This window comes from Kordiimonas lacus (assembly GCF_001550055.1).
Classification (GTDB): domain Bacteria; phylum Pseudomonadota; class Alphaproteobacteria; order Sphingomonadales; family Kordiimonadaceae; genus Kordiimonas; species Kordiimonas lacus.
Genome location: NZ_LRUA01000002.1, coordinates 446665 through 467272, shown reverse-complemented (window position 1 = coordinate 467272; position 20608 = coordinate 446665). Strand labels below are relative to the sequence as shown.

22 protein-coding genes are annotated in these 20608 nt (G+C 57.6%); 9 read left to right on the top strand and 13 right to left on the bottom strand.

Going from position 1 to position 20608, the window contains the following annotated elements; all coding sequences use genetic code 11:
* The first annotated feature begins 7 nt into the window (after positions 1-7).
* On the top strand, positions 8-388 hold the full coding sequence (locus tag KORLAC_RS03285) for a DUF4112 domain-containing protein (protein ID WP_068302909.1): 381 nt from the start codon (positions 8-10) through the stop codon (positions 386-388).
* Here KORLAC_RS03285 and KORLAC_RS03280 read toward each other — a convergent pair.
* Both KORLAC_RS03280 and KORLAC_RS03275 read right to left on the bottom strand, forming a co-directional pair.
* Positions 362-1162 carry a DUF817 domain-containing protein gene (locus tag KORLAC_RS03280; RefSeq protein ID WP_068302908.1) on the bottom strand — a complete coding sequence of 267 codons (801 nt, stop codon included), beginning with the start codon at positions 1160-1162 and terminating at the stop codon, positions 362-364. The genes KORLAC_RS03285 and KORLAC_RS03280 overlap by 27 nt on opposite strands.
* Positions 1159-2979: an ATP-binding cassette domain-containing protein gene (locus KORLAC_RS03275; RefSeq protein WP_068302903.1), complete on the bottom strand. Its 1821-nt coding sequence runs from the start codon at positions 2977-2979 to the stop codon at positions 1159-1161. The genes KORLAC_RS03280 and KORLAC_RS03275 overlap by 4 nt, the downstream gene beginning before the upstream one ends.
* Before the next feature lie 173 nt (positions 2980-3152).
* Between KORLAC_RS03275 and KORLAC_RS03270 the strand changes: the two genes are divergently transcribed.
* The 3 genes from KORLAC_RS03270 (at position 3153) to KORLAC_RS03260 (ending at position 5874) form a co-directional block, all read left to right on the top strand.
* A complete protein-coding gene (locus KORLAC_RS03270; RefSeq protein ID WP_068302900.1) occupies positions 3153-3689 on the top strand; it encodes a PH domain-containing protein in 537 nt (178 codons plus the stop codon).
* A complete protein-coding gene (locus KORLAC_RS03265; protein ID WP_068302895.1) occupies positions 3676-5250 on the top strand; it encodes a PH domain-containing protein in 1575 nt (524 codons plus the stop codon). Before KORLAC_RS03270 ends, KORLAC_RS03265 begins: the two co-directional genes overlap by 14 nt.
* Positions 5251-5358: 108 nt before the next feature.
* Positions 5359-5874, top strand: coding sequence for an outer membrane protein (locus KORLAC_RS03260; protein ID WP_068302890.1), 516 nt, complete (start codon positions 5359-5361; stop codon positions 5872-5874).
* Between the two features lie 66 nt (positions 5875-5940).
* Here the strand turns inward: KORLAC_RS03260 and KORLAC_RS03255 are convergent, their stop codons facing one another.
* The 7 genes from KORLAC_RS03255 to KORLAC_RS03225 form a co-directional block, all read right to left on the bottom strand.
* On the bottom strand, positions 5941-8214 hold the full coding sequence (locus tag KORLAC_RS03255) for a xanthine dehydrogenase family protein molybdopterin-binding subunit (RefSeq protein ID WP_068302886.1): 2274 nt from the start codon (positions 8212-8214) through the stop codon (positions 5941-5943).
* Positions 8211-8681: a (2Fe-2S)-binding protein gene (locus tag KORLAC_RS03250; RefSeq protein WP_068302885.1), complete on the bottom strand. Its 471-nt coding sequence runs from the start codon at positions 8679-8681 to the stop codon at positions 8211-8213. Before KORLAC_RS03250 ends, KORLAC_RS03255 begins: the two co-directional genes overlap by 4 nt.
* Positions 8682-8788: 107 nt before the next feature.
* Positions 8789-9256: a hypothetical protein gene (locus tag KORLAC_RS03245; RefSeq protein WP_068302883.1), complete on the bottom strand. Its 468-nt coding sequence runs from the start codon at positions 9254-9256 to the stop codon at positions 8789-8791.
* A gap of 91 nt (positions 9257-9347) precedes the next feature.
* Positions 9348-10118 (bottom strand): peroxide stress protein YaaA, encoded by a 771-nt coding sequence (gene yaaA, locus KORLAC_RS03240; RefSeq protein WP_068302881.1) that lies wholly within the window; start codon positions 10116-10118, stop codon positions 9348-9350.
* Between the two features lie 24 nt (positions 10119-10142).
* Positions 10143-11345: an MFS transporter gene (locus tag KORLAC_RS03235; RefSeq protein WP_068302876.1), complete on the bottom strand. Its 1203-nt coding sequence runs from the start codon at positions 11343-11345 to the stop codon at positions 10143-10145.
* A 30-nt stretch (positions 11346-11375) separates the two neighbouring features.
* On the bottom strand, positions 11376-12974 hold the full coding sequence (locus tag KORLAC_RS03230) for a hypothetical protein (RefSeq protein WP_068302873.1): 1599 nt from the start codon (positions 12972-12974) through the stop codon (positions 11376-11378).
* Between the two features lie 61 nt (positions 12975-13035).
* Positions 13036-13923 carry a hypothetical protein gene (locus KORLAC_RS03225; RefSeq protein ID WP_068302868.1) on the bottom strand — a complete coding sequence of 296 codons (888 nt, stop codon included), beginning with the start codon at positions 13921-13923 and terminating at the stop codon, positions 13036-13038.
* A gap of 271 nt (positions 13924-14194) precedes the next feature.
* On the opposite strand from KORLAC_RS03225, the gene KORLAC_RS03220 reads away from it, so the two are divergent.
* The 3 genes from KORLAC_RS03220 to KORLAC_RS03210 all read left to right on the top strand — a co-directional run bounded on the left by KORLAC_RS03220 (position 14195) and on the right by KORLAC_RS03210 (position 16509).
* A complete protein-coding gene (locus KORLAC_RS03220) occupies positions 14195-15487 on the top strand; it encodes a cystathionine gamma-synthase family protein (protein ID WP_068302865.1) in 1293 nt (430 codons plus the stop codon).
* A gap of 102 nt (positions 15488-15589) precedes the next feature.
* Positions 15590-15919 (top strand): TfoX/Sxy family protein, encoded by a 330-nt coding sequence (locus KORLAC_RS03215; protein ID WP_068302860.1) that lies wholly within the window; start codon positions 15590-15592, stop codon positions 15917-15919.
* Positions 15920-16017: 98 nt separating this feature from the next.
* Positions 16018-16509: a hypothetical protein gene (locus tag KORLAC_RS03210; RefSeq protein WP_068302856.1), complete on the top strand. Its 492-nt coding sequence runs from the start codon at positions 16018-16020 to the stop codon at positions 16507-16509.
* On the opposite strand, the gene KORLAC_RS03205 is transcribed toward KORLAC_RS03210, so the two are convergent.
* The 4 genes from KORLAC_RS03205 to KORLAC_RS03190 all read right to left on the bottom strand — a co-directional run bounded on the left by KORLAC_RS03205 (position 16463) and on the right by KORLAC_RS03190 (position 19588).
* A complete protein-coding gene (locus KORLAC_RS03205) occupies positions 16463-16939 on the bottom strand; it encodes a hypothetical protein (RefSeq protein ID WP_068302848.1) in 477 nt (158 codons plus the stop codon). The genes KORLAC_RS03210 and KORLAC_RS03205 overlap by 47 nt on opposite strands.
* Positions 16940-16955: 16 nt before the next feature.
* A complete protein-coding gene (locus KORLAC_RS03200) occupies positions 16956-18566 on the bottom strand; it encodes a sensor histidine kinase (RefSeq protein WP_068302841.1) in 1611 nt (536 codons plus the stop codon).
* Positions 18567-18674: 108 nt separating this feature from the next.
* Entirely contained in the window at positions 18675-19094 is a 420-nt protein-coding gene (locus KORLAC_RS03195; RefSeq protein ID WP_068302839.1) for a VOC family protein, read from the bottom strand.
* Between the two features lie 26 nt (positions 19095-19120).
* Positions 19121-19588, bottom strand: a complete 468-nt coding sequence (locus tag KORLAC_RS03190; RefSeq protein WP_068303164.1) for a GAF domain-containing protein — start codon at positions 19586-19588, stop codon at positions 19121-19123.
* Between the two features lie 282 nt (positions 19589-19870).
* Here KORLAC_RS03190 and KORLAC_RS03185 point away from each other — a divergent pair, with 282 nt between their 5' ends.
* Positions 19871-20350 carry a hypothetical protein gene (locus KORLAC_RS03185; RefSeq protein ID WP_068302835.1) on the top strand — a complete coding sequence of 160 codons (480 nt, stop codon included), beginning with the start codon at positions 19871-19873 and terminating at the stop codon, positions 20348-20350.
* Positions 20347-20577: a helix-turn-helix transcriptional regulator gene (locus KORLAC_RS03180; RefSeq protein ID WP_068302832.1), complete on the top strand. Its 231-nt coding sequence runs from the start codon at positions 20347-20349 to the stop codon at positions 20575-20577. Before KORLAC_RS03185 ends, KORLAC_RS03180 begins: the two co-directional genes overlap by 4 nt.
* Positions 20578-20608: the final 31 nt, after the last annotated feature.

Genomic DNA, 20608 nt, shown 5'->3' with positions numbered 1-20608 from the left:
GATACGTATGGCAACACCAGGCCACAACAGACTGACAGACCTTGATCGCAGACGCCTGAAGCGCGTGCACCGGCTGGCCCGCCTGCTGGACAGCCAGTTCCGCATCCCCGGCACCAATATCCGTTTTGGTCTGGATAGCATCGTCGGGCTTCTGCCTGTGGCGGGTGATACCGTCACAGCCACCATGGCCGCCTATATCATCTTTGAAGCCTTCCGGATCGGGGTTCGCCGCACCATCATCGTTCGCATGCTGGGCAATCTGGTAATTGACTGGGTGATTGGCTCCATCCCCGTGATTGGCGACCTGTTCGACGTCGGCTTCAAGGCCAACCAGCGTAATATCCGGTTGATTGAGCGAGATTTAGACGTCGCGCTCGCGGACCTCTAAGCGCACTTCTGCCTTCGGGCGCTGCACAAGGCTTACAAGCACGCCTGAGATAATCATCAGCAGGAACCAGGAACCCAATTTCGAGGCTGGTACAAAATCCCAACCATCTGTCTGATGCGGATAAATCCAGATACGGCCAAAGGTGCTGAAGTTCTCAGCCCCCCAAATCACCGTGGCAATACACACCAGTGCAAACATCAATGGCAAGCGGCGGCGGTGGCCGGTTGGTACGGTGAAATAGACCCAGGTTCGGCCAAACAGAATGATCACCGCCAAAAACAGCAGGTGCCGCAGATCATAGAAAAATTCGTGGGTAAAGAAATTCACATAGATGAGAGCCGACAAGATCACCGTCGCCCAAAAAGGCGGATAGCCTGTGAACCGGAAGTCAAACAGCCGCCATACCCGGGCAAAATAGCTGCCAACAGACGCATACATGAACCCCGAGAACAGCGGAACACCGGCTATGCGGATCAGATTATCCTCCGGGTAGGTCCAGGACCCGCTTGCGGTTTTATAGAGTTCCATAACCGTGCCGACGATGTGAAACACAAGGATCACCTTGGCCTCATCCCAGGTCTCCAGCCGGAACCTGAGCATCAACACCTGGATCAGGAGGGCCGCCAGAAACAGAAAATCATAGCGCGCAAGCATGGCATTTTCTGGCCAGAAATAGCGGGTCAGCAGGATCAGGATGATGAGCAGCGCGCCGAACAGGCAGGCCCTGGCCTGCATCAGGCCAAACCATCCCAATTCGGCCAGACCGCGTCTCATCCTTCAAGGCTTTCCTTCAGCTCTTCAAGTTCCAGCCAGCGCAGTTCCTTGGCGTCCAGTTCATCCCGCCGGGCTTCAAGCTCCTTGCTGAGCGCATTGAAGCGGGCCGGGTCCTTGGCATAAAGGCTTGGGTCCGAAAGCTCGGCTTCCATCTGCTGCATCTGTTGGCTCAGGCTTTCCACCTCAGCCGGCAGGTGATCCAGCTCCCGCTGGTCCTTGTAGGAAAGCTTGGTGGCCTTCTTGCGGTTCGCATTCTGGGGCGCATCCTTGATGGAAACAACCTTGGTCTTTTCCGCTTTCGGTTCTGCCTTGGGCGCCCCCGAAAGCTTCTTCTGCGCCAGATAATCAGTGTAGCCACCGGCATATTCGGTGGCCGTGCCGTCGCCCTCGAGCACGATGGAGCTGGTGACTACCCGGTCAAGGAAGTCCCGGTCGTGGCTGACCAGAAGGATCGTGCCTTTATAGTCCGCCAGCACTTCCTGCAGAAGATCCAGCGTGTCCATGTCCAGGTCGTTGGTGGGCTCGTCAAGGATCATCAGGTTTGATGGCCGGGCGAAATTCTTGGCAATCAGCAGCCGGTTTCGCTCCCCGCCCGAAAGCGCCGACACAGGAGTGTGAGCGACGGAAGGATCGAACAGGAAGTCCTTCAGGTAGGACATGATGTGTTTGGTCTCATCCCCGATATGGACCCATTCGCCGCGGCCGCCCGTCAGCACATCTGTGATAGTCATATCGTCCTTCAGGTCGGCGCGCTTCTGGTCAATCACCAGCGTCTCAAGGTTGGTGCCACGCTTGATGTCGCCGCTGTCGGGCGCCATTTCGCCGATCAGCACCTTGAGAAGCGTGGACTTGCCCACGCCGTTCGGCCCGATGATGCCAACCCGGTCTCCCCGGTTGATGCGGATGGAGAAATCTTCAAACAGCGTCCGACCCTCAAAAGCCTTGGAAATGCCCTTGGCCTCAATCACCCGCGCGCCGGACTTGTCAGCGCCCGCGAGCGAGATATTCACCTGGCCCGTGGCCTTGATCACGCCGCGGCGTTCCTGTCGAAGACCCTGCAGACGGCGCATGCGGCCCTGGTTCCGGGTGCGGCGGGCACTGATGCCTTCAACCGACCAGCGGGTTTCTTCCTTGATGAATTTATCCAGCTTCTTCAGCGACTCTGCCTCTTCGCCATAAACCTTTTCCTGCCAGGCCTCGAACTTGTCGAAGCCCTCATCAAGCCGCCGGATCTTGCCGCGGTCAAGCCACAGGCAGGCGGTCGCCAGGTTATTCAGGAAGGTCCGGTCGTGGCTGATCAGCACCATCGCACCGCGCCAGGCCTTCAAGTACCCTTCAAGCCATTCGATGGTCGCAATATCCATATGGTTTGTCGGCTCATCCAGCAGCAGCAGGTCAGGCTCGCCGATCAGCGTACGTGCCAGTGCTGCGCGCCTCAGCTCCCCGCCGGAAGCTGTCTTGGGGTCGGCGTCGCCCACCACGCTCAGGTCTTCAATCAGCACGTCTGCGCGGTAGGTCTGGTCCTGCTCATCCGCGGGCAGGCCAGCGACGATATAATCCTTCAGCGTGGCATACTGGCTGGCGTCGGGTTCCTGCGGCAGGTAAGCGATGCGTGCGCCGGGCTGGACCCAGCGTTCACCGCCGTCAGCTTCGATGATCCCAGCCACCAGTTTCAGCAGCGTCGATTTGCCGGTACCGTTACGGCCCACCAGGCAGAGACGTTCGTCATAGCCGATATGCATTTCAAGCTTATCCAGCACCGGGTCCGCGCCCCAGTGCAGGTCAATGTCTTTCAAGCTCAAAATCGGTGGTGCCATGATGTCTCTTTACCAGGTGTCTTGCGCCCCTTGCGCTTTCCGTGCCTTATACCCAGCTATAGAAGACGCATTCAAGTACGGATGCATTCAGACCAATAAAATCCGGCCAATAAAATCTGGCACCTTGCCGCTGGGGAGCAGGCAGGAAAGTCGGGCAGATGGGGGACAGCATAGTGACACATGAGGCTTTTTCAAACGCGCAGGTACAGACGCAGGACATTCCATCTGCGGGCACAATCGCCTTCGAACCGCTACACCAACGGCATGCCCTCCTTTTGATCACCGAGTCCCTTCTGGTATGGGCGGTCCCGAGCGTGGCTTTCACCGTTCTTCTGGCGCTCGGCAAGATTGAAAGCAGTTTCCTGAGCGCCCCGTGGGGCTTTTTACTGCCGCTGGCCGTCTTGCCGATCATCTTCATTGCCTGTCTGCTACAGGCCAAGCACAGCGGCTTTGCCGCGCGCACCCATGACATCCATTTCAAGACAGGTGTCATCTGGCGGAAGCGCGTGGCGCTCCCGTTCAACCGCATCCAGCATATTGAAATCGAACGCAACCCCATTGAACGGGCCTTTGGCTTGTCGACGCTGAAGTTCTTCACCGCCGGCGGTGGGTCTGCCGACATGAAAATCCCGGCGCTGGGCGAACAGCAGGCCACAGACCTGAAATCCTTTGTGCTGAAGCTCGCGGGTGAAACCGATGACCGCGCCTGAGCAACAGGCTGCAACACTTGAAAGCCTGAGCGGCGAGGCATGGAACCGGCTTGCGCCAGCGGCCATTATCCATTTCATTATCAAGTTTGTTATCGGCTTTGCCAAAAACGGCATCCAGAATGTGGCCTACCTCGGCGGTATCGCTATTTTCACCGGCGACAACCGGTGGTTCATCCTGGGCGCGATCGCTGCTGTTGCGGGTGCAGCCCTCCTGGTCGGAGGCATCCTCAGTTACCTCAATTTCCGCTTCCGCCTTGATGGCCAGACCTTCCTGATCCACCGTGGGGTCTTGAACAAGAAGCGACTGACCCTGTCATTTGACCGCATCCAGAATGTGGTGGTCAAGGAACCCTTCTATTTCCGCCCCTTCGGCCTTGTTGCACTGGCGCTGGAAAGCGCGGGCTCAAGCGATGAAGAAGTCAGTCTGGCAGGCATTCCTACATCGCTCGCGCAGGACATCCGCCGCGCGGTGCTGGAGCGCCGCAGCAAGCCCGCCGCGACCGCGCCCACATCTGAGCGCAGTGAAAGCAAAGGTCCCGATGTAGCGCCCCAGACCAAGACTGAAGACAGCGAACTACTGTTGGCACAGCCTGTGTCAGAGCTGGCGCGCTATGGCCTGTCGAACAACAATATCTGGGTGGTTGCAGGTATCGTGGTTGGTGCGATCTTCCAGCAGTTTGACGCCTGGGAAGAGGACGCCGAAGCCTTTATCGAAGCGTCGGTTATACCGGTAACGGGCGATGATTCTACCGTCCTCGGGCTTTTGTTTGCCGCTGGACTGGTCACGGTGCTGCTGTTGCTGACCCTCTTTTCAGTCGTTGGTGCGATCATTGTCTATTACCGCTTCAGGCTTTCCTATGCGGACGGACGTTACCACCGGGAAACCGGCCTGTTCGAGCGGCTTGAAACCAGCGTGCCCGAAACCAAGGTGCAAAGCCTGCAAATCAACCAGCCCTGGCCGGCGCTGCTGCTGGGGCGCTGGCACCTGGTGATGAAACAAGTCGGCTTTGGTGGCACAAACAACCCGGCGCAGAACCGTAAATCGAACTTCATTATCCCCAGCGTGCTGCCAGCCTTCTACCAGGCACTTTCCAACAGGCTGTTTGGGCAAATGGATTGGCAGACGATGCAGTTGCGCGCCATTTCGCGCTTCTATGTCTGGAAGACCGTTTTCTATTTTGCCCTGCTGCCTGCCATGTTGGCGACCATTCCACTCGCTGCCAATGTCGGCATGGCCGGGCTGGCACCGCTACTCCTTCCCTTCTTGGCAATTCCCTTCGTAATACTTCGCCACGCGCGCTTCGGCTACTGGAGCGACGGCAAGGTCGCTGTTGTCCGGCAGGGCTTTGTGGGGACACGCATGACTGTCTTCCCGTTTCATAAAGCCCAGACCGTCTCCCTGACGCAAAGCCCAAGCCAGCGCCGCTGGCAACTGGCAACGCTGAAGGTTCAACTGGCGGGACAGACACTGACCATTCCCTACATGCCGCTTGCCGACGCCGAAGCATGGCGGGACCGCATCCTTTATGAAGTGGAGACATCAAGGAAGGCGTGGATGTAAAATCCCTCTTTACGGAAAAAATACTCCCTATGACTGTGTTTTCTGTGGCGGGTACTGCCAAGCGGCAACGTCCCTTATCTACTGATGCACGATTTTTGGGGAAATCTGATGAAACTCTTTTTGACAACAGGGGCCATTCTGGCCGCTGCCACCACCGCACACGCGGACGACACCAAACATTTTGATGGTGGCTATATCGCAGGTGAAGGCGGTTACCTGACCGGCGATGGGCCAGACGGCGCCTACTATGGCGGCTTTGCCGGCTTCCGGTGGCAGGACAACAATAATTTCGTTTTCGGCCTTGAGGGCTCGTTCGGGACCACGTCCGTTGGGACTTACTATGACGAGTCCGATTCCGAAGATTTCTATAAAAGCCAGTGGACGGCGCTCGCTACCGCAGGATACGCCAACGGCCGCAACCTGTTCGTCGTCGGTGGCGGGTATGCGCGTGCCAACTCATCCTATGTCTATGGCGGCGAGAGTACTGACGCCTCCTATGGCGTAGTCGCTGGCATGGTGGGATATGAGCATGCGTTTGACGACCTTATCAGCCTGCGGGCCCGCGTGGTCACCTATGAATTCAAGCAGTTCATTCCAAGCCTGGGCTTTGTCTTCCGCTTCTGAGGCATCTCCGGCTCAACTGAAAAAGGCGCCATTTGGCGCCTTTTTCCTCGTCTGTTTTTTTGGGGCCTAGGCTATCAACTGATCCTTCACCGGCAGGCGACGGATGCGTTTTCCAGTTGCAGCGAAAATGGCATTCGCAAGCGCTGGTGCCACTGGCGGCACACCTGGTTCACCCACACCACCAGGCACATGGTCAGACTCCAGGATCACCGTCTCTACATGAGGGGCCTCGTCGATCCGGCAGACGGGATAGCCGTCGAAATTACCCTGCACCACCGCGCCATTTTCAAAGGTGATCTCGCCATGCAAAGCATGCGACAGCGCAAACACAACGGCGCCTTCCATCTGGGCCTTGACCCGGTCCGGGTTCACGGCTACGCCGCAATCCACCGCCATCCAGGCGTTGTGCACCTTGAGCGCACCGCCATCAGACACTTCGACTTCCATGGCGCAGGCCACATATGACACGAAGCTACGGTGCACACTGATGCCCATGCCCCTGCCTTTCGGCATCTTCTTGCCATAGCCGGACATGTCAGCCACTTTCCGAAGCGCAGCTTTGAGGCGGGCAGTGTCTACCGGGTGACGGTCAAGCTGTTCCCCATAGTTGGAATAGCTGGACCTCTGCTCGCCCTGCATCAGGTTCGGCATGTCTTCGGTTGGGTTCATCTGCCGGTCACTGCCGATAAGCTCCATCCACATGTCGACGGTGCTTTTACCGCTTTCCTGGGCAAGCTCGTCGACAAAGGAGCCTGTGGCGAACGCCTGCTGGATATTTGCCACAGACCTCAGCCAACCGATGCGGGCATGTGCTTTGGCGGACCCAGCATCCACTCGCAGGTTTTCAACCTCGAACGGCAAGTCCAGCAAGCCAAGGCCGAGCTCGAAACTACCAGGGCCGTCGGCCGCCGGATTGAAGGTGCCACCAATGGATGGATAAGCAGCCTTGTGTTTCCAGGCGGTCACCTTGCCGGCGCCTGTCAAACCTGCAGTAACCCGCTGGGCGGCGATCGTGTGATAGTAACCATGATGCACGTCATCTTCACGGGTCCAGACCATCTTGACCGGCTTCTTCGCATGCTTCGCCAGAATGGCTGCTTCGGCGGCAAAATCCGGTTTCGACTTTCGGCCAAACGCTCCACCAAGAAGCGTTGCTTCCACATAGATTTCGTCAGGCTTCTTGCCAACAAAGCCGGCAACTGTCTGTTGAACCGATTGCGGGTCCTGGCAGCAGACCCACATCTTGAGGTCTTCGCCTTGCCATTCCGCCGTCGCGGCAGGTGGTTCCATGGTCATATGGTGCTGGTGTGCCACGAAATAGTCGGCACTCACCACCTTGTCGGCAGCTTCAATCGCCGCTGCCGCGTCACCCCTGTTCAGGTGGGTGGTGTCCGCGCCGTCAATGGAAGCCCACAGAGTCTTTTCATATTCGGTGGTGTCGTACGTGCTGTTCTGACCACCTTCAAACTGAGCCTCTAGTGCCTCGCGGCCCTTCATCGCTGCCCAAGTATTGGTTGCCAGAACTGCCACACCGCCAAGCGGCTTGAAGGATGCTGGCAGGGAAAGCTCAGGCAGTTCCACCACATCCACGACGCCCTTGACCGCCATGGCGGCGCCTTTGTCATAGCTTGTGACCTTGCCGCCAACTACAGGCGGGCGCGCCGCCACAGCAAACAGCATGCCCTCACGCCGCACGTCCTGCCCGAACGTGCTGGACCCCGTCACGATGTCTTTCATATAGATATTGCGTACAGGCTTGCCGATCAGCTTCCAATCCGGCTTGGACTTGAGCTTGAGCGCCTCACCTGCTGGTGCCTTAAGCTTCGATGCGGCCTTAACAAAGGCGCTAAAATCTTCCGACGCACCAGTCACCTTATTGTGGACGCGGTGATTTTTCGCCTCCACGTCACTGGCTGCTACGCCCCACTGGTTTGCTGCCGCCTGTTCCAGCATGTGGCGAGCGCCGGCACCTGCCGCGCGGAAGGCATCATAGAATTTGCGGATTGATGTTGAGCCATCCGTATTCTGGTCGCCAAACTTGCGATCACCAAAAGCCGGCTCGAAAACGATACGCGACCAATCAGCCTCGAGCTCATCGGCAATAATCTGCGGCAGGCCGGTGCGGCTGCCTTGGCCCATTTCCACCCGGTGAATAAAAATATGCACAGTGCCGTCGGGATCAATCGTCAGGTACGCGGAATTTTCAAGCTGGCCAGCTGTGCCCATGGCTTCTGCCCGCACGCCTTTGGCAAAAATCGGGGCTGCAACCACCAGGCCGGAGGCAATGCCGAGGGTTTTCAGCGCGGCCCGGCGGGAGATATTTTCAAGTGCAATGCTCATAGCTGGCCTCCCTTGACTTTGCCCGACGCCACGTCGCGGATGGCTTTCTTGATCCGCTGGTAGGTGCCGCAACGACAGATGTTGCCGTACATGGCTTGATCAATGTCGGCGTCCGTCGGGTTGGGGTTGTCCTTCAACAGGGACGCAGCCTGCATGATCTGGCCAGACTGGCAATAACCGCACTGAGGTACGTCATTTTCGGCCCAGGCGATCTGCAGCGCATGAAGTGTATCGCCGTCGCCGAGGCCTTCGATGGTTGTGACCTCTGTGCCTGCAACGTCTTCCATCCAGGTCTGGCAAGAGCGAGCCGCCATGCCGTCTACATGTACTGTACAGGCGCCACACAGCCCGGCACCGCAGCCGAACTTCGTCCCTGTCATGCCCGCCAGGTCGCGCAGATACCACAGAAGCGGCATCTCGCCGTCACCGTCGAACGAGACGGTTTGGCCATTCAACTTAAAGTCCATTGGAATTCCCCTCACTGATTCTTTGTTCGTGAGCGGGAGTATAACGCTCAGGATTGAGCTGTCTAAACAACAATTGTTTACTCGAGCACCTGCTGCGACGAACCGACTTAATCCTTGAGACGGATGCTTTCCACATGGGCAGTCACAGCACCAGGCTTCCAAGTGTGGGGAACCCCCTGGGGCATATAGTAGCGGATGTTCGACATCTGCCACACATCGCCTGGTCCCAATGGCTTGTTGTTCCGGTCGATGCCATAATCGTCTTCATGCACGGGGTAAAAATCGGCCTCATGCACAATATCGCCGTGTTCGTTCAGAAAATTCACATGAACGCGCACTTCGGTCACTGTGCGCTGGCCATTATTCCGCAACTTGAACCATACCAGCGGCATACCTGCCTGCTCACCCGCTGTGCCCCGCCCCGCAAAAAGGCCTTCGATAGCGATCTTGGCGCGGTAACTGTCGCGTGTTTCCTCTGTGACAGGTGCAGGCTCAGGCAGCTCGGACAGCGCAACAAAAACCGGTAACGCAACCAGGGCCAATGCCGCTCCGAAAAGAAGACCTTTTTTGTTCATGCTTACCCCCAAGCCAAATTACTGGTGGGACGTTATAACAAGCTATCGCAGATTGCAGCTTCTTTTTGTGTGCAGGACGATAAAGCCACCGTCACGGTTGTGGGCGCGAAAAGACCCATTGGTCGTCCGTCGAAGCGGTGGCGTCATACTGGTAACCGCCGACGGTGAATTTCTTCAGGTCTTCAGGGTTGGTCAACCGGTTATCGATGACAAAGCGGGTCATCAAACCGCGTGCTTTCTTGGCCATGAAGGAAACTACGCGCGCGCGGCCTTCCTTGATTTCCTTGAACACAGGCGTGATCACCCGGGCCTTGAGCGCCTTCTGCTTCACCGCCTTGAAATACTCGTTCGAAGCCAGGTTGATCAGCACGTCGTCTTTACCATCAAGGTCTTCATTCAGCGCTTCGGCAATCTTGGTGTCCCAGAAACTGTAGAGGTTCGGGCCTTTTTTGGTCTTGAACTTGGTACCCATCTCCAGCCGGTAAGCCTGCATCAGGTCCAAGGGCTTCAGAACGCCATACAGGCCCGACAGGATGCGCACATGATCATTCGCGAAGGCACGGTCGTCCTCACTGAGCGATTTCGCGTCAAGCCCCACATAAACATCGCCCTGGAAGGCATCGAGTGCCGGGCGGGCATTGGCAGGTGTGAAGGGCGTCTCGAACGCTTTGAAGCGCGCCACATTCAGGTCCGCCAGATTATCGGAAATGCCCATCATCGCCTTCAGGTCATGCGCCTTCAGCTTCTTGGCATAGCTCGCCAGCTCCTCAGCTTCAGCCATCAATGTCGGCGTGCCGGCGTCAGACGCCATGTTTTCGCTTTCGAAATCAAGCTTCTTGGCCGGTGACAGAACGATGATCATAAAAAAGCTCCCTGAAACAAATACTTATGGCTGTGGCCCGCGAACCTTGCGTACCCGCCCGGCCAAACCCCATACGAGTGTGATGCTGGAAGCGATCACAAGCATGACGAAGGCGGCCTGGTTCACGGTCTGCCAGCCATAGAGGTTCAAGATAAGGCCCGCGGCGAAGGACGCAACCCCGGTGGTGGAGAAAACCAGAAATTCATTCAAACCCTGCACCCGGCCCTTCTCGGCCTGGGTGTGCACGCGGGTAAGCAGTGTGGTGCCGCCAACGAAACACAAGTTCCAGCCAAGCCCAAGCGCGATCAGCGCCACGGAAAAATGCATCACTTCGATGCCCGACAAGGCCGTCATGAAGGCCACGGCAAAGGCCATATGCCCCACCACAAGAATGGGGAACAGGCCGAAGCGCTGGATCAGGAAGCCACTGAACAAGCTGGGCAGGAACATGGCAATCACATGCTGCTGGATGACCTCGGGGCTTGCCTCGCCAATCCTGCAAATCTCCATGGCGAGCGGTGTTGCCGTCATCACGAAGCTCATCATCGCGTAGCCGAGCGCCGCATTGATCACCGCAACAATAAACCCAGGCTGGCGCACAATGGCACTCATCGGGCGGGCATCCGCGGGCACCCCTTCGCCATCGTCCACATGAAAGGCTTCATCCAGTGGCCGCAGGAAGGCCACAGGCACAAACACGCAGCCTATGGCAACAGCTGCGAAAATGAAGGCGCCCAGATAGTCGACACCCTCGAACAGGCCACCGAAGAAGCGCCACAGGGTTGGCACGAAGAACGACGCCACCAGCCCACCAATGAGGACGAGCGAAATCGCCCTTGGCGACATGGCGGGCGGCACGCTTTCCGCGGCCGCGAAGCGGTAATATTGCGCGCTGGACTGGAAAGGCCCAACCATCAGCGCACCCACGCACAGCAGGATAAAACTGGCGCTGAGGACCGCATAGGCCATCATCAGTGCAGACATGAGCCCGATGGTAGCGCCCAAGCGGAAGCCGAAGCGGCGCGATGTGCGCTGCATGATCATGGACATGGGCGCGGTAGTCAGCGCAGTTGAGACGATCGCCAGCGTCACCGGAAGTGTGGCGAACTTCGGGTCGGGCGCGGACGCAATCCCCGCCAGCCCTGCGAAGGTCACCATTGTCATGCTGGTGGCCAGGAAACAGGCTTGCGCCATAGCCAATAAAATCACATTCCGGTACTGATCCACACACTGTCCTTCGCTGACCGCCTTCAGGCGCTAGTTGGTACTCACCTGCTGGCGCAGTTCTTCAATCTTTTTGACCATGGCCTGACGCTTGCCCTCGTGACGCACCCCGAAGCGCTGCTCCTCGCTTTGCTCAAACCCACCCCGCAGGAAGCCGACGTGAATATCCCCCGCGTCAGCCATCTGTCTGAGTGTCAGGAATAGCGCGACCTGATCCATGTAAAACAGTTGGCGCCCAAGCGCCACATTAGTACGGGTCACATTTATGAGATAATGCCGCACCCGGCGCGCGAAAGCACATCCCGCTTCGGTTGCCTTGACCGACAAAAGCCCGGCCGCCAAATTGCTCCAGGGCAGCCGCCAATAGCCGCCCCCTTTGCGCCAGATCCAGCTGCTGATGCGGACATCGCCTTCGTCCACCGTCATGCTTGAGTGCGGCGCATCAACCCAGCCGTCAATATCGGTGATAGTGACAGTGTCGTATGCATCCAGGAAATCAGGCAGCGAGAGATACCGCGCGCAGGCACTGATGGCGGGCACATACTCCGGCTGATCAGCCGCAATCTCATTCGCCTCAAGGCTATAGTTGAGCTGCACACCATAAGCTGCCTCCCACGCGTCCAATTGCGCTTCAAGGTCCGCAGGTGCCATGTCGCCATTCAAAATATGAAGATGCACCAGCGCCCCTGGGCTCATCACGCCAACGCTTTCCAGATACAGCGCGGCATAGAGATCAAAATAATGCTGGTTACAGCCGACCAGAAGCGCATGCTTGGCCCCCTCGTGCCGGAACATATGCCGGACATGGGATCTGCCGGCGTACCAGCTTTCAAGGGCCGCAGCCTCATCCCCCTCTATGGCACCGGTTTCCAGAACCGTCTGATACTGCCGGATCACAGGAGTGGAAAAGCCCCGCTTGTTGTTGGCTTTGGTATAAAGCGGCAGGGCTTCATCCAGCTTGCCTTCAAGCGCCAGCCGCCCGGCGCGAAACACATGTGCGGTTATGCTGTCCCGAGCGAGGATATCCTGGAGGTGCGGCGCGGCGGCAAGCGCATCCAACTGCCCCAGCAGCACGCTGGGGTCGCGAATATAGAGCGGCATCGCGGGTCGGTAGGTGGCGAAAAACAGCATCTCGAACAGCAGGTCCAGCAGCCGCGCCATCTGCGGGCTTTGCTCCGCCCACGGGCGCTCCCTCAGAAGCTTTCCCGCCGCCGCCGCAACAATCCGCCAGCGCTTCTCGGCAAATGCCATTTGCGCCAGCTCAACCAGGAAAGCAGGGGCCAACGTGCCGATCTGCCCAAGCACAAAGCCCGGATTTCCCAGGAAATTCCCCAGAGCCTGCAGGTCCGGATCTGCGCGCCTTAGACCTTGTGCATTGCGAAAAATGCCAAGTTCAAATTCGTTCAAACGCGTCGTGTCGGCTTGCTCGAAAATCCTGGCAACTTCATCCGCCAACGCTGGCGTCTCTGCCACATAAACAGGCCAGCACTGCCAGGGCCAGTCATAGGCTTCCTGCGCGCCGAGTTCAGCGTCATGCAGCACCCGCAGGGCATCAGCCGCCGGCAGCCCCCCAGCGATGCCTGCCAGCTGCTGTTTCAAAACGGATATCTGTCCTGTTGCCACAGGCTCCATGAAATGCCCCCACGTGATCTTGCTGTAAGTTGCCTTCTGGAGGCAGCTTTACTACAGCCGATCACGCCTGCCTAGTGTCCACATGGGAGGCGTGCGACGGGCGCGGGATGGCAGGCGCATTGCTGGCTGAAGGCCGCCGGCCCCCGCCCGCCCCTGCCCTGATGGTACTGCGGCGCAACCGGTCGGCACACAGCCTGACAGCATGAGCCCCCAATCCAACCGGGGGCCGGGCGGGCAAATTCGCCGCCATCGCCGCCAGAATATAGGCCTTCAAAAGCTCCGTGAACCGTGAACCGAGCGAGCCTTGTTCAACTTTGATAAACATCTGGTCCGTGCCGGCACCCGCAACCTCAATCGGTGTTTTATTTTGCCAGTTGGGCAAGGAAAGCGTGTCTGTCAGCGGCGGCGCCAGCCATAGGCTGTCATATCGTTTCAGATAGGCTTCCAGATGCACAAAGCCGGTGACAGCCAGAACGGCGTTCCAGTGAGCTTCGCTCAGCACGGCGCAGGCGTTGCTTTCAAACGTGATGTCACACGGCAGGCCAATCCGCTTCTCCCAGCGGTCCAAATCACGGCACAGGCGCAGGGTTTTGCCCTCTGCATTCAGGACATGGAAATGCAAACAGCCGGTGAAGCCTTTGGCCTGAAGGTCGGCCAGCAATTCCGGGCCGCAAGCCGCAAGCGCTTCCACACTTGTGGGCACAACCAGACCTGTTTTGCCGCCACTATGACGCCAGGCATGATCGGTATGGCTGCGGTCCTGATACCATGCGCGATTCTTGCGGAAGTCGAGAATCAGCTTGTCGGTGAACTCAGGAAAAATGGGCGGGTCAGCTTGCTTCAGGGCAGCATCGGCTCTGATGGGCTTCCCCGACTGCGACCGTATCGCCATGTCAAGGAACGGGTCCCTGGTCGACCGCCCGAAAAGCATCTGAAAAAATCGCCCCATTGCTGTCCAAAGCTGCCTCATCCTCTCAACTCCCCGATATGCACCCAAAACAGGTTACCCTTCATGAATGCCGGGTAATTGTGATCGGATGATGTCGGCATTTTGCGGCGGGCGCCTTATTTTCATTAAAATCCCCAAAGCCGCAGCCAGCCTTGCGAATTTAATGGCCGCCATTCCAAAATCTGGTTGCACATTCGTCCTTTTTCGCAGACAAAGACGCCAAAGAAATTGTCGTCAGACGCACAAGAATAATTTGATGAAGGACGCCCCAATGACCGCAAGCCGGAAAAACTACCGCAAAAAAATGATCGGCAATCACAAGCTGAGCCCGGAAACACAGATGATGGGCTATGGCTATGACCCCGCGCTTTCCGAGGGCTCCCTGAAGCCACCAGTGTTCATGACCTCCACATTCGTGTTTGAAAGCGCCAGGCACGGCAAAGAGTTTTTCGAACTGGCCTACGGCAAGCGCCAGGCGGCAGAAGGTGAAGAACCGGGCCTGATTTATTCCCGCATCAACAACCCGGACCTCGAAGTTCTTGAGGACCGCCTGGCCCTTTGGGAAGACGCGGAAAAAGGCCTGACCTTCTCCTCGGGCATGGCTGCGATTTCCACCTGCCTGTGGGCCTACCTGCGCCCGGGTGATGTGATTGTCTATTCCGCGCCCATCTATGGTGGCACCGAATTCCTGATCCGTAACATCCTGCCTGAGTTCGGCATCAAATCGGTGGAATTCGAAGCTGGCGGCGACAAGCCGACGCTGGCACCCGCAATCGAGGAAGCCAAGAAACTGGGCCGCGTGGCAGTAATCTATACCGAAACACCGGCGAACCCGACGAACGGCCTGATTGACCTGCACACCTGCCGCGACCTTGCGGACAAGCTGGGCGAAGACACCGGCCACCGCCCTGTGATCATGACAGACAACACCTTCCTGGGCCCTGTGTGGCAAAGCCCGTTGGAGCACGGCGCGGACATCGTGATCTACAGCCTGACAAAATATGTTGGCGGCCATTCCGACGTTGTGGCCGGTGCGGCCATCGGCAACATGGATGTGATGGGACCGGTGATGGGTTTCCGTACCATCCTGGGCACCATGTGTGACCCGCATACCGGCTGGCTTTTGATGCGGTCCCTTGAAACGCTGAAGTTGCGCATGACTGCGGCGGCAGAGAACGCCAAACAGATTGCGGTTTACCTGCGCGACCACCCGAAGGTGAAGAAGGTCCACTATCTGGGCTTCCTGAAGGAAGACCACCCCAGCTACCATATCTTCCGCGACCAGTGCGGCGGTGCGGCTGGCTCCACCTTCGCATTCGACATCGACGGCGATGAGGCGGCAGCCTTCCGGGTATTGGATGCGCTGCAGATCATCAAGCTGGCGGTCAGCCTGGGCGGCACCGAAAGCCTGATGGAACACCCATTTGCCATGACCCATGCGGACGTGCCGGACGACGTGAAGGTTCGCCTGGGCATCACCGAAAGCATGCTGCGGATTTCCGTTGGCGTTGAAAATGCCGACGACCTGATCGCAGACCTGGCCCAGGCGCTCGACGCCGCCTGATTAGTGGGCTCACAGACAATTCAAAGGCGGATCCATTAAAGGTGGTTCCGCCTTTTTATTTTCCTGTTTAGGGTGGACTAATGACGAAGGGAGGAACACTTCATGGCCTATGATGAACAGTTGGCTGGGCGTGTCAGACACGTGCTGGACGGCCTTCCGGAAGTGGTTGAGAAGAAGATGTTCGGTGGGCTGTGCTTCATGGTAGCCGGACACATGTGTTGCGGCATTGTTGACACCCGGCTGATGGCCCGTGTCGGCCCCGAAGCGTACGAAGACGCCCTCAAGGACCCCCATGCACGCCCCATGGATTTCACCGGCAAACCGATGAAAGGCATGATCTATGTTCAGCCGGACGGGACAGCAGACACAACAGCCCTTGAGGCCTGGGTCAATCGCTGTCTCAGTTTTTCGCTTTCCCTGCCACCCAAATAAGCTTCCCAATGTGGCAATTATTGCAATCACCGGCTTGCACGCTGGCAACTTCATGCTAGTCTGAGCGCCGCCTTTGGGGGCGTCTAAATTGGAACACTATGCGACAGGTTCAGGATGTCATATTTGGCGAGTGTGCGGATCTCTCCCGCCCTATCCTTGCCGAAGCCTATCAGTGGGTTTTGGAACACCTGGCTGCTGATGGCATGGTGCCGCGCAGCGATGTGTCCGGCCCCAAGCTGGCATCTTTCATCCGACATGCATCGCTGTTTGAACTGGTAATAGAAGACGGCCAGGTTCAGGACTATCACGCCCGTGTACTGGCAAGCCATATTGCTGATAATATCCAGGAGATTTCAGGGCGCACCGGCAAGGATACCCTGCCCGGTGAACTGTTCGAACGCTGGCGCATCACCGCCCAGTATCTGATTGAACACCGCCGTCCTTTTCGCACCCAGTCACAGGTGTTCGGCAAGGAAAACAAGAATGCAGAAAGCCTGATTGCCCCTGTCTCGGAAGACGGGGAGTTGACCCACGCGCTGGTGTTCACCGAATATTGGTTTGACCAGCCTCTATTCTCTCACGAAACGTAAGGCAGTCTTCACTCGTCGGTTGGTCGATGCCGTACAGGATGCGCCAGCCAGTGGCCTCGCGCGCCAATGTGATCTGGTTCACCCCGCAGCCGACCAACTCGCCGTCGAACAAGACTTGGAAGGGCGCCCATACAGTCGCCAGGTCATCTGACGCCTGCAGCACCCGGACACCGAAGACCTGTTCGTCCGCTTGGCCTGGCTTCAGGGTATCAACCCAGCCTGCCCATTTCTCGAAGGTGCCCTGGTGCAGGGTGCCGTCTTTCTTCAGCCGGTCAAGCTTCGCGCCTGGCACCACAAGCGCGCGGATAGCATCCCCGTCGCCCGCGCGCATACCGTCAAACAGCTTGGTGACAACATGGGCAGGGCCATCGCTTGCGGTCGCAGGCAGGCTAAAGCCCAGCATCAGGGCAGCCATCAGTAACGGTTTCATGGAGTTTCCCTTTGGATCAGGCCGACTTGTCGGCGGCTGGTTCAGAAGCTTCTTCCGCGTCCGCCACAAGCACCCGTTTAGCCGGAATGAAGATGGTGAAACTTGTGCCCTTGTCTACCTTGCTCTCAAGCTCGATATCACCGCCATGCATGTCGATGAAGGCCTTCACAAGCGACAGACCGAGACCTGTGCCTTCATGAGACCGGCTGAGCGCTGAGGCTGAGCGCATGAAGGGCGAGAAGACGAGCTCTTGCTCTTCTTCCGGGATGCCGATGCCGTGGTCAGACACCTTGATGGCCATCCGGCCTTCGTCGTCCATCCAGGATTTGAGCGTCACATGGCCGCGGCCTTCAGGCGTAAACTTCACTGCGTTCGACAGCAGGTTCAGCACAGACTGTTTGATGCGCAGCCGGTCGCCATACACCTGTGGCAGGCCGTCGGGCACTTCCATAACAATCTTGAAGCCCTTCTGTTGTGCCTGACCGGTCACAAGCGCATGGCTTTCGTGGAAGAGCTTGTTCATATCCACATCTTCCTCTTCCATCTTGAACTGGCCGGCTTCGATCTTGGCCAGATCAAGAACCTCGCCAAGCACGTCAGAAAGATGTTCGGAGGACGAGCGGATATCCTGCAGATATTCACGGTATTTTTCATGCCCGATCGGGCCGAACATCTGGTCGGCCATGATGGATGAGAAACCAATGATAGCGTTCAGCGGTGTCCGAAGCTCGTGGCTGACGTTCGCAAGAAACACAGACTTGGCGCGGTTCGCGGCCTCTGCCTGCTCCTTGGTGACAATAAGTTCCATCGAGGTTTTCTTGGTGCGCTCGACTTCCTGCTCAAGCTCCCACGACCGTTTCCTCAGCGCTTCCTCGGATGACGAGAGCGCCTTGTTGGTAGACCGAAGGTTATCCAGCAGCACCTGCACGGCGTCGAACGCCAGGTTGATCTGGCCAGCCAACAGGCCCAGTTCGTCTTTCTTGTGGCGCTTGTGCACGCCGATCCGTTGCTCGCCCGGATGCTCAGGGCTGATGGAAGAAATCTTTTCCACAATCTGCGCCAGCGGTTTCGTCAGGCCCTGGTGGAACGCGAAATAGAGCAGCATTACCAATAGGAGGTTCCGCACGAACCCCGACAGGAAGGTGGTCACCGCCCGCGAGAAGAAGGGCTGCAGGCCGACGGCCCGGTCAATTACCACGCGCAGGCTGCCCGGCCGTTCGGCCATGGTATCCGGCAGGTCCAGCGGGAAAATATAGGTTTTCACATCGTCGATAAAGAAGCGCGCATAGTTCACACTGGCGGGGCCGAAGTTGGTGGTGTCTGCCTGGTCGCCCGCAAGGATGGAGCCGTGGTCGTCAAGGATGGCTGCCTCGGCCACATACTCATATTCCATGAGGCCCGAGACCACTTCCTGCGCCAGGTCGCTGTCCAGGATAAGCACCGCACGGGTGGCCGCTTTTTCGGCCACCTGCAAGCTCTTGTTCACTTTCTGGTCAAGAATGCCGCCTTCTTCAAGGTAATCGAGATACACTTGCCCAGCCGATAAAACCAGACCCACGGCGAACGCAATGATCACCGCCGTTCGTGCCAGCTTGAATGAAATCCTGTCAGACCAGTGAAGCTGCAAAGATTATCCCCTTACGCGACCCCTAAGACCACTATTGAGGCGTGGAACAATAAAGACTTGGTTAACACCCCGAAAATTTGTCCTTAATTTGGGGTATCTTTGGCTTTATTACCACTCGCCTGTATTCGGCATACTGCTCCATGGCTCGCGCGATGGGAGAGCATCCCCCTTTTGCAGAAGCTCGATGGAAATATTGTCCGGGCTGCGCACGAATGCCATTCTGCCATCACGCGGCGGCCGGTTAATGGTCACACCCTTATCCATAAGCCGTTGACAGATATCATAAATATCATCAACCGCATAGGCTAAATGGCCAAAATTGCGGCCAGAGCCATACTCTTCCGGGTCCCAATTGTAGGTCAGCTCTACCTGTGCGTCTTCGTCACCGGGCGCTGCCAGAAATACAAGCGTAAAGCGACCGGCAGGCACTTCCTTGCGCCCGACCTCAATGAGACCCAGTTTATTGCAGTAGAAATCCATCGATTCGTCGAGGTCCGTCACCCGGACCATTGTGTGAAGATATTTCACGCCATTCGTCTCCCTTGTCTGGTTAATCAGGCGGCAAAGATGTCAGCCATCAGGCCTTCGAGATACTGTTTGTCGGTCTCGTCGAATGAGCCGTGTTGGGTCGAATCAACATCCAGCACCGCAATCAGCTCTCCTGCCTTGTTCCAGACCGGCACAACGATTTCCGAATTGGAGCGGCTGTCGCAGGCGATGTGGCCGGGGAAGGCATGCACATCTGCCACCACCTGGGTTTCACCCGTGGCAGCCGCCGCACCACAAACGCCTTTGCCAAACGGAATGCGAAGGCACCCAAGCGTGCCCTGGTAAGGGCCCACAATCAGCTCCCTGTCCTTTTCCGGGTCCACAACATAAAAGCCGGTCCAGAAGTATGTCTCGGGGAACGCGCCTGCGAGCAGACAGGCCACCGTTGCCATCTTTGCGGTCACATTGGTTTCGCCCTCAAGTACGGCGCGCACCTGCTCGACAACCAGTTCATATTGTTCCTGCTTACTCACCACATATCTCTCCTTGAGGGGACTATCGCCTGTGCCATCAACGCATATTCAGCGGCCTTATGCCTTAAAAGAGACCACCAGCGCCAGTCACGATTACACGACCAACTCGTTGTTATTGGCTTTTGCCCCAATGTGGCATGCACGACCATTTTTGCAAGCCCACTCTAGTGGCTTGTGCCAGCTCCCCCCTTGCACCCCATCGCCCTTGACTTACGGGCAGCTGCTCCGTAGATGTAACCTACAGGTTTCATACAGAAACCCTTCCTTTGCAGGAGCAGCCAAATGGCACCACATCAGTCAGCCGCACAAACCCTTGAAAAATTCATGCAGCGAACCGCGATAGGCACGTTTCTGCTGGCGGTTTCCTACACCATCGGCACGGCAGAATTTCTGGTACCTGCCGACATGGCTGAAACGCTGAACATTATCCAGAAACCGATTGGCCTTCTGGTGATCCTGATCGTGGCGCCTGCCGTCTGGTCCCTGAAACGCATCGGTGCCCTTAAACCCCGGCCGGGCTGCGATGAGCCTGAAAGTTTCGTCAAGGACATGCTGGCGCGGGCCTCGACATTGGCCTTCAGCGTCACCTTTGTGACGCTCCTTGCCCTTCAGGTGTTGTCCGACAAAATCTTCACCGATCAGCCTCCCGCCTTCTTCATCGGCATTGCGCTGATGGTCTCGCTTTATGTCTTTAGCGTTAGCTTCTTTGTGCTGAGCCGCGACACCGGCGACGATGATGATTTCGGGGAGGACGGGGCATGACCAGCCTGGACAACCGCATTCGTGTATACCGGGCCGAACACCGCATGAGCCAGGCCGACCTGGCAGAAAAGATTGGCGTCACCCGGAAAACCATCAGCACCATCGAGGTGGGGCGTTTCGTGCCGTCCACCATCATCGCCCTCAAGATCGCAAAATATTTTGCTGTGCCGGTAGAAGAGATCTTCAAGCTTGAGGATGACGACACACCGACGGTCGGCGACACCTGATCAGATTGCTGCCCCGGCCCGTCAAGCAATG